The 7,156-nt window shown below is 46.8% G+C and carries 11 protein-coding genes; 10 read left to right on the forward strand and 1 reads right to left on the reverse strand.

The window, feature by feature from the left end; genetic code table 11:
• Together DFR44_RS11430 and DFR44_RS08285 are read left to right on the forward strand one after the other, a co-directional pair.
• Window positions 1-191: hypothetical protein (locus DFR44_RS11430; RefSeq protein ID WP_162845218.1), on the forward strand; the 191-nt coding region annotated here is incomplete at its 5' end.
• 1 nt (window position 192) lies between these two features.
• Complete coding sequence (locus tag DFR44_RS08285) at window positions 193-1,155, forward strand: hypothetical protein (RefSeq protein ID WP_133620962.1); 963 nt, start codon at window positions 193-195, stop codon at window positions 1,153-1,155.
• Window positions 1,156-1,383: 228 nt separating this feature from the next.
• Here the strand turns inward: DFR44_RS08285 and DFR44_RS08290 are convergent, their stop codons facing one another.
• Entirely contained in the window at window positions 1,384-1,848 is a 465-nt protein-coding gene (locus tag DFR44_RS08290) for a hypothetical protein (protein ID WP_133620965.1), read from the reverse strand.
• 71 nt (window positions 1,849-1,919) lie between these two features.
• On the opposite strand from DFR44_RS08290, the gene DFR44_RS08295 reads away from it, so the two are divergent.
• The 8 genes from DFR44_RS08295 to DFR44_RS08330 form a co-directional block, all read left to right on the forward strand.
• Window positions 1,920-2,222, forward strand: coding sequence for a hypothetical protein (locus DFR44_RS08295; RefSeq protein WP_133620974.1), 303 nt, complete (start codon window positions 1,920-1,922; stop codon window positions 2,220-2,222).
• Complete coding sequence (locus DFR44_RS08300; protein WP_133620975.1) at window positions 2,222-3,262, forward strand: hypothetical protein; 1,041 nt, start codon at window positions 2,222-2,224, stop codon at window positions 3,260-3,262. The genes DFR44_RS08295 and DFR44_RS08300 overlap by 1 nt, the downstream gene beginning before the upstream one ends.
• Window positions 3,252-3,734: a hypothetical protein gene (locus DFR44_RS08305; RefSeq protein ID WP_133620977.1), complete on the forward strand. Its 483-nt coding sequence runs from the start codon at window positions 3,252-3,254 to the stop codon at window positions 3,732-3,734. Before DFR44_RS08300 ends, DFR44_RS08305 begins: the two co-directional genes overlap by 11 nt.
• Window positions 3,735-3,751: 17 nt before the next feature.
• Window positions 3,752-4,516: a hypothetical protein gene (locus DFR44_RS08310; RefSeq protein ID WP_133620979.1), complete on the forward strand. Its 765-nt coding sequence runs from the start codon at window positions 3,752-3,754 to the stop codon at window positions 4,514-4,516.
• On the forward strand, window positions 4,510-5,403 hold the full coding sequence (locus DFR44_RS08315) for a hypothetical protein (protein ID WP_133620981.1): 894 nt from the start codon (window positions 4,510-4,512) through the stop codon (window positions 5,401-5,403). Before DFR44_RS08310 ends, DFR44_RS08315 begins: the two co-directional genes overlap by 7 nt.
• Entirely contained in the window at window positions 5,400-5,903 is a 504-nt protein-coding gene (locus tag DFR44_RS08320; RefSeq protein ID WP_133620983.1) for a hypothetical protein, read from the forward strand. The genes DFR44_RS08315 and DFR44_RS08320 overlap by 4 nt, the downstream gene beginning before the upstream one ends.
• 84 nt (window positions 5,904-5,987) lie before the next feature.
• Window positions 5,988-6,824, forward strand: coding sequence for a defense against restriction DarA-related protein (locus tag DFR44_RS08325; protein ID WP_133620984.1), 837 nt, complete (start codon window positions 5,988-5,990; stop codon window positions 6,822-6,824).
• Between the two features lie 57 nt (window positions 6,825-6,881).
• Window positions 6,882-7,156, forward strand: a 275-nt coding sequence (locus DFR44_RS08330) for a hypothetical protein (RefSeq protein WP_133620986.1), incomplete at its 3' end; no start/stop codon positions are given.

The following is a 7,156-nucleotide window of genomic DNA, read 5'->3' on the forward strand; positions in this document are numbered from 1 at the left end:
GTGAAGGCTCTTCGACAGGTGCAGGGGCGGCGGTCAAGCCAGGCTCGATTTGCCCTAAAACAGGTTTTTGGCGATGCCCTCAATTTGAGAAACAATTGAGTATTTATATGCGCCAAGGCGACATCATGCCTGGTCAGTCATACAGGATTGAGGGCATGAACATGTATCCTGAATCAATCATATTGACATAACATGAGTAAATCAAAAACATCGGCGCTGATTTTTCCAAGCAATCGTACCAAAAAAAGACGCATTAAACATAAGCAAATCAGAACATTCATTAATTGGTTGCCAGAGTATGTTGAGCAATTGGGAAAGATGTCAGATGCTCAACTTGCTAAGATAATTAAATGTTCTGACGTCAGTGTACGAGTCAAGAGGATTAAATTTGGTATAGCGGCGTATAGACCTGCATCAGATACATATGAATGGGAACAGTGGGCACTTGAATTGATTGGCACCATGACTGATAAAGCATTGGCAAAAATGCTTGGCGTTCACACTGGAGTGGTTTTTAGAAGGCGTAAACGCCTCAAGATTCCTGCATTCACACCAAAATACAACTTCAAATGGACTACAAATACAATTGCCATGTTGGGTACCATGTCAGACAGTCAGCTTGCTTCAAAGTTGCGCTTATCAGCGGTTGTGGTTAGAAAAATGCGTTCAGAGCTGGGCATTCGCCCTTTCAGAAAACAACCTGAGTATAAACGTAGTGCTCATGTTTGGACTAAAGACGAAATTGAGCTACTTGGTACACAGCCTGATAGCGCTATTGCCAAACGGTTAGGGACTCATAAAGTGACCGTGGCTCAAAAACGCAGAAGTTTGAGTATTGCGTCTTATCGCGGATATCAAGAAACAATTCAGTGGACTCCTGAACTTTTAAGCATGCTAGGAAAGTTTACCGACAAGGAAATTCAAAACCGCACGGGTGTGAGTAAAACCCGTTTATGCGCAAAACGAAAAGAATTAGGTATCGCTTCTTATACCAGCTTACATCAAGTAAATTGGACGCCAGAACTGGATGCCAAACTGGGTACCATAAGTGACCGAGCCGTGGCTGAATTAGCAGGTTGCACTATCAATACGGTTAGAAACAGACGAATTCGGCTTAAAATTGACAGATTTACTCCTAAAAATACGCTCCTATAACATAGGAAACCATCGAAAAATCTTTATCTCCAGCCGTTCACAATAAGACATCACACTACTGGAGCCCATGATGTCATGTGTAGTGTCGTTGATAACTCATGCGATCCAAGGTGCTAAAAATGTAGAATGTCTAGCAAATCAAAGGACGTTATCAATCAGTGCTAATGCTATAAATCAGTGAATCGCGGGCGTACTTGTGTAGTAACTTCAATGTCTTAAAGTCTGAGGTTAAATGGTCATAAAACACTGCTCCCATTGGGACATGCTGTCTATGCTTTTTATAAACCCCGTCAACTCTCTAAAATATAAACAAATAGCCAAGACGGCGGCCTGTCCATTATTGACCTCATTAAAACGATAATTGATAGAGCCGTTTTGGTTCAGTCCATCCATTTCAATACTGTTATCGGGTTTATATTGCATCAGCGACTCATCGATGACCAAGCTTTGACTGTTCAAGACATCGTGGTAGGCGTTTAACCCATCTAAAAATCGTTCAGAAGTAAACAGCATATCGAAATTTTCTTGTGTGGCTGCATCCACAATGAGCAACATTCCCGACTCTTTTCGAGTTGAATGTCTGCCTTTTTTGGCAATGGTCATCACTTGACGGCCATTGCTGGCCGAAAGCACAGCCGCATAGAGTGATAAGGGTTCACCTGCATAGCGACAAAAAGCGGCATTGATTTTCATAAAAGAACCTCTAAAAAGATGGCACGGATTCGATAGTACCATTGAAGTCCTTACTTTCTTGAGAACGTCCCATGCCCATTGATTCCCTCAAAGTCTCGCGCCACTACCGCCGCGTACGTGATGAATCGCTGACCACCTTGGTGTGGCAACCCGCCATCAACACAGTCATCATGCCCAATGAAACGCTTGACCCTACTATAGCCAATCAACGGGTGTATGGCAGTCGCGCCGATTGGTATGCCACCGCAGCCATTGCAGGATTAAACAGTGTGGATGAGCCCATGCAGGAAGGTGCGCGTCGCTTCCTTACGCCCATCCATTTGCGAGCACATTCTCAAACACGGCAACGCAATCACGTTGAGGACTTGTACTAATGCCCCGATCTCTTGTTAAAACACTCATTAATGAATATGCTCAACACTCTAAAGCCGAAGTTGAGCAGCGCAACAACGCGAAAGGGATTTTAAATCCTGACGAAGTTGCGGGTGACTATGATGCGGCCTTACGTCAACTCACCACCACCATTGATGGTCAACACCGCGCGATTACCTATGAAGACTTACGACGCTTCAAACATAAAATCGCTCATATAAAGGGTAAACTGACCAAGGCAGGACATAAGGGAGGTATTACGGCACGCCACGTACTGAGTTTTTCTTTACCCGCCGACCGAGAGCGGGCGCAAGATGAAATTAAAACGGCATTGCCATTACGTAAAGATGGCAATGGTTTAGTCGTGTTCAGTACCAATGCCAGTGCACACAGCGATGTCAGCCACCATTTGGTTCACGTTCGATTTTTAGACTTTGGTTCGGTGCTTGCTGCACGTCGAGTAGACGATAAACTCATTAAAACCCTCACCAGTAGTCGCATCAAATTTGATTGTGATTGTGGTCGTCATCGATTTTGGTTTCGATTCATCGCCTCAGCGGGCGGATTTAATGAAGGGCGTGCCGAAAGTGGTTTTCCTAAAATTCGTAATCCCAACTTAAAAGGGTTGGCCTGTAAACATGTGTTACGGGTCATGACCGTGGTCACACAATCCCCAAGCTTTAAAGCATTTATTAAACAATGGATTGCCGCCTATCGGGACGATGTGTCACCGCAATACAAAGATCAAACGAATAAAGACCTAAAGGCTTTTGCACAATCGTTTAAACAAGAAACTTGGCAGCAACACCGAGTGGCCGCAAAAGCCATTAAGACCCCTGCGACAAAGAGTAAAAAGTCGGATGTTCAACCAACAGCCAAACAACTCAAACCCATAGCCATACAAAAAAAGGCCGAGGCACTTGGACAGCGCTTAAGCTCACAAGCCAAACAAAAATACATCCGTGATTTACAGGCGGCTCTTAAGATTGGCGCCATTAGTCAAACCACATTTGATTTAGCGGTCAAGCAGTATGCTCAATAATATTTCGCAGGCGATTAGACGAACCGCACAAGCTTTGACCCTACGCCATCCCAATGCAGTTGATGTTGAAGTGTATCGAAAAACCTTCACCGCCAATGCACCGCATACCATGGGGGGTGCGGCTTTATTATCTCAAGCGGACAATGCCGATTATGCCATTCAGAGCGTGACAACCGCCCGTATGTTGTTTTTAGGGCATTTACAGGGGGCGGATTTAATTGGCAATGTTCAAGGCTTGGCGTATAACCCTGAACAAATTTTAATTGAAGCGTATATCGAACCGGTTGACGAGCGACGGGCGCTTGTCACGTGCGAACTTAAAAAAGATGATCGGGTGTTTTGGGTGATGCCCAACTGGGTGGTTGAATATCAAATCAAATTGATTCGCTCACCGAACCAGTTGCCACCGTATGTGCCTGTATATGTTTTAGAACCACTTGAGCATGAATCCGATGGACATGCCATGCCTTAAAGAAAGTCTTTGACGCCATGCACAGTAATTTAGGTCGTTATGACGTGATTAAAAGCGCGTTTGCAGCGTATATTTTAAAAGGGTTAAATCGCTTGTTACCCGTTACCCCAGCCCTACAGGCGTATCAGCAACGTCAGGACATGGCTAAGTTAGCGGTATGTGAAGACCGCATGGTGGATAAGGCTGAAGAACTGCTTGCCCAGTACCAAAAGACGGGCACGCGCCATCTTGAGGCACCATTGCCCGTTGTGTTATTGGCATTTGCCAAAGAAATGAGCCCGATTGCGCCAGACCGTGGTCAGTCCATTGCCAATCCAGTGATCGTTTCACTGACAGAAGCGCCCACTGTGACTTACTATAAGGCGCGATTTGACCATGTCGAGGCGCGCGCACAATTGGCTTATGTGACGCATGAGTCAGAAACAGCACGCGCGATGGTGTCACAGATGCGATTGTATCTCAATGCTTTTGAGTCGCATCGTTGGCCCATCGTGTGGACGCACAACGGTCAGACATTCACCACCACATGCAGTTTAGAAAGTTATGAGCCGATGGACGAGCCTGTTGATGTGGAAGGGCGCAACAACCTGAGTATTTTGGTGTGGAATCTCACGCTCAATTGTCAGATGCCCTATCTTGATGATCACGTGCCCGTGGTCAAGCAAGTCGATTACAGCATGGCCACGCCGATTCAAGTCATATCCAAATCAAGTACTCATGAGCCAACCAGCGGGATCAGTCGTTGGCAGCCTTATCCTTTAGCCTTGGATTCATCATGTTGATTTATTATGGTGACGCGCTCGATAAACCATTGTCAGGGGATGCACTGCTGTCAGCGGTACTTCGTTCTTCGCTTGAGCCCGTGCCCATGACATTTGAGGCCACCATTCGTTTAGACGCCAGTACAGCCGAAGCCTTTACTGAAGGTCGGCAACTGCGTGTCGGTCATCGACGCACCAAGGTCACGATTGTGTATGCGCAAAACATCGATACTTCAGTGATACAGGGCGCTAAACTTAAAGCACGGCGCATTGTGGCGTTGCATTCAGGGACGTGTGCGATGTCATATCGTTTACAAAAGGCTGTCATTCGAGAGAACACCTCATTGTCCGAGATTTATGCCGCTTGTGGTGCCAAGGTCGCGATCAAAAAGGATTTTACGGTTCCGAGATTTTATGGCTACCAAGGTGATGTGCCCAGTTTACAAATTGCACAAATCTTGCAGGAAGAGGGCGGAGTGGTCTGTTGGAATGCGGACGACGATAGCGTGTCTTTTTATCGAATTAATGATGTGTTCACTCGAAAAAGCACAATCTTTATACCCGTGTTGGCGGATGAAACGCAAAAAAGCGGTTTTATAGAACGTCATGAAATCCCTGCGTATTACAGTATTCGAGCAGATGGTCAGGTGGTTCAAGGTGACTTTTCTAAGCCGCGAGCCGTGGCATTTGTCCCTCATAAAACCAGTCAACAACTGTACGCCATGTCACAGGTGTTGCTTAACGTCAAAGTTGTTCCTGCTCAATATGCCCCTGACTGCGCTGCGGGCGATGTGGTGCAAGTCATGGGGCGCGACTTTGTGGTGATTACGGCGGCGCATGATTCGAGTTTAAATGCCAACGGTGTACGCTTGCCCTATTCCATGTTGTGGTTGGGGGTGAGGGCATGAGCATGTATCCTGCTGAAATTGTGAGCTACGATGGGGCACGGCGTCGGGTTCGTATTCGGGCGATTGGTCTGACCGATGGTGACCGATTATTGCCAGAGGCCGAGTTGATGTATTCATTGGGGGACAATGCCAAACATACTGAGATTCAAATCAACCCAGGAGATTTGGTTTGGATTGACTTTATAGCCAATGACCATCGTTATCCCGTGATTGTCGGTTTTAGAAATTCAGAGACAGGCAACAGTCTGGGTTGGCGCAAATGGCAGCATGACAATATTGAAATTGTGGCCACAGGCACACTCAAGCTCAAGTGTGCTGAGTTGGTGATAGAAACTAAGCGCACGGCGCATTCGGGGGCATTGTCGATTGCCGATGCGGTGCAGATGGCTGGCAATTTATCTGTGTCAGGGGCTTTGAACAATGCGGGTGTGAATGTGGGTAAAGACCACAGACATTATGAAAACGGGGATGGGGGCGGTGAAACAGACGCACCGCATTAGTACAGGTCTGAAGCGGGAACGGTTAAAAAAATGAGTTGATTTGGACAGGATAATGGCTGTAATCCATTTGTGAAAGCGGCATCCATGTCTTTAGTCTTTAACTTTGATGAACTCAAAACCAATGAAAAAACCGCACCGAAATCCTTATTACAGATCATACGGCGTGCGGGCAGCACGGTTGCCAGCAGTTGGGTCGATGGTAAAACCCGCCGTGAAAACGCCATCTCATTTAAACAAATTCATTTGGTGTTTGCCGACAGTCAAGAAGCGGTACTGCGCGTCAAGCAAAGTGGCGACATCTACCAAGTCCGACTCAATGGGCGAGCCATTCCGATTAAGCATCAAGACGACTATAAACGCGCGATCATCGAAGTGATTGATGCGGTTGATGCCAATCTGAGTAAATTTCAAAAAAAGTTAGCTCAAACCAAGGTGACATTGCCTGTGGGCATCAAATCGACGGTCACCCGTAAAGAAGATGCCCTCAAACAGCGTTTAGTTGAATTGGATCAAGCCATTGCTCAAGCACAAGCTGAACTGGCATCGGCCCGTTTTGATGAGGCACTCGATGATGAGGAAGAAGAGTGGATTGATGAACACGATGAGCAGGACGAATTTGACGCACAGGCTGAATGGGACGCGATGGCGGGCGATGACGAAGCGACGATGGATGGCGATTTTGTGGGGCATCCATTCCGTGGCAATCAATATAAACGGGCCAGTCGCCAGTCTGGTGCTGCGGTATCGGCTTCACAGCACGCCAAGCGTCACGCTAAAACGGGTGATGCCAAAGCGTTAAAAGTGGCGCATCGTGTGGCTCATTACGCGCACAAAGCCGCAGCGATTGGTGCGACGGGTCAAGCCAAAAAATATCACAACAAAATGGCGCGATTCCATGGCAAGCACGGTGGGGTCAATTAACCGTAACTCCCTCTGAGCTCAACCCATGCAATCCCAACACGATAAGGAATATTGCCAATGATGGCTCAAGACTCTATATTTGACTGGAATCATCCCAGTGCCCCAGCACACATGGTGTATCACTTGCGCTTGACTGATCAAGGCGATGAACTGCTTGAAGCGGCGACATTGTCGGCGGTCATGGACAGCATTGTCGATGAGGGTGGGGAGTTTGAAGCGGTATTTGATGCTTTGATATGTTGTTGCTCGAGTAAAACTGACCATGAGTGCGCGTTGAAATTTGACCAGGCAGTTAAAGGCGCAAATTGGGTTGCACCTGTGGATAAGTTTAT

Source organism: Hydromonas duriensis, from assembly GCF_004363775.1.
GTDB classification, from domain to species: Bacteria; Pseudomonadota; Gammaproteobacteria; order Burkholderiales; family Burkholderiaceae; genus Hydromonas; species Hydromonas duriensis.

Bases quoted from the DNA above. Each gene is read 5' to 3' on its own strand.
- DFR44_RS08285 (WP_133620962.1), top strand. From the start codon at position 193: ATGAGTAAATCAAAAACATCGGCGCTGATTTTTCCAAGCAATCGTACC.
- DFR44_RS08290 (WP_133620965.1), bottom strand. From the start codon at position 1,848: ATGAAAATCAATGCCGCTTTTTGTCGCTATGCAGGTGAACCCTTATCA.
- DFR44_RS08295 (WP_133620974.1), top strand. From the start codon at position 1,920: ATGCCCATTGATTCCCTCAAAGTCTCGCGCCACTACCGCCGCGTACGT.
- DFR44_RS08300 (WP_133620975.1), top strand. From the start codon at position 2,222: ATGCCCCGATCTCTTGTTAAAACACTCATTAATGAATATGCTCAACAC.
- DFR44_RS08305 (WP_133620977.1), top strand. From the start codon at position 3,252: ATGCTCAATAATATTTCGCAGGCGATTAGACGAACCGCACAAGCTTTG.
- DFR44_RS08310 (WP_133620979.1), top strand. From the start codon at position 3,752: ATGCACAGTAATTTAGGTCGTTATGACGTGATTAAAAGCGCGTTTGCA.
- DFR44_RS08315 (WP_133620981.1), top strand. From the start codon at position 4,510: ATGTTGATTTATTATGGTGACGCGCTCGATAAACCATTGTCAGGGGAT.
- DFR44_RS08320 (WP_133620983.1), top strand. From the start codon at position 5,400: ATGAGCATGTATCCTGCTGAAATTGTGAGCTACGATGGGGCACGGCGT.
- DFR44_RS08325 (WP_133620984.1), top strand. From the start codon at position 5,988: ATGTCTTTAGTCTTTAACTTTGATGAACTCAAAACCAATGAAAAAACC.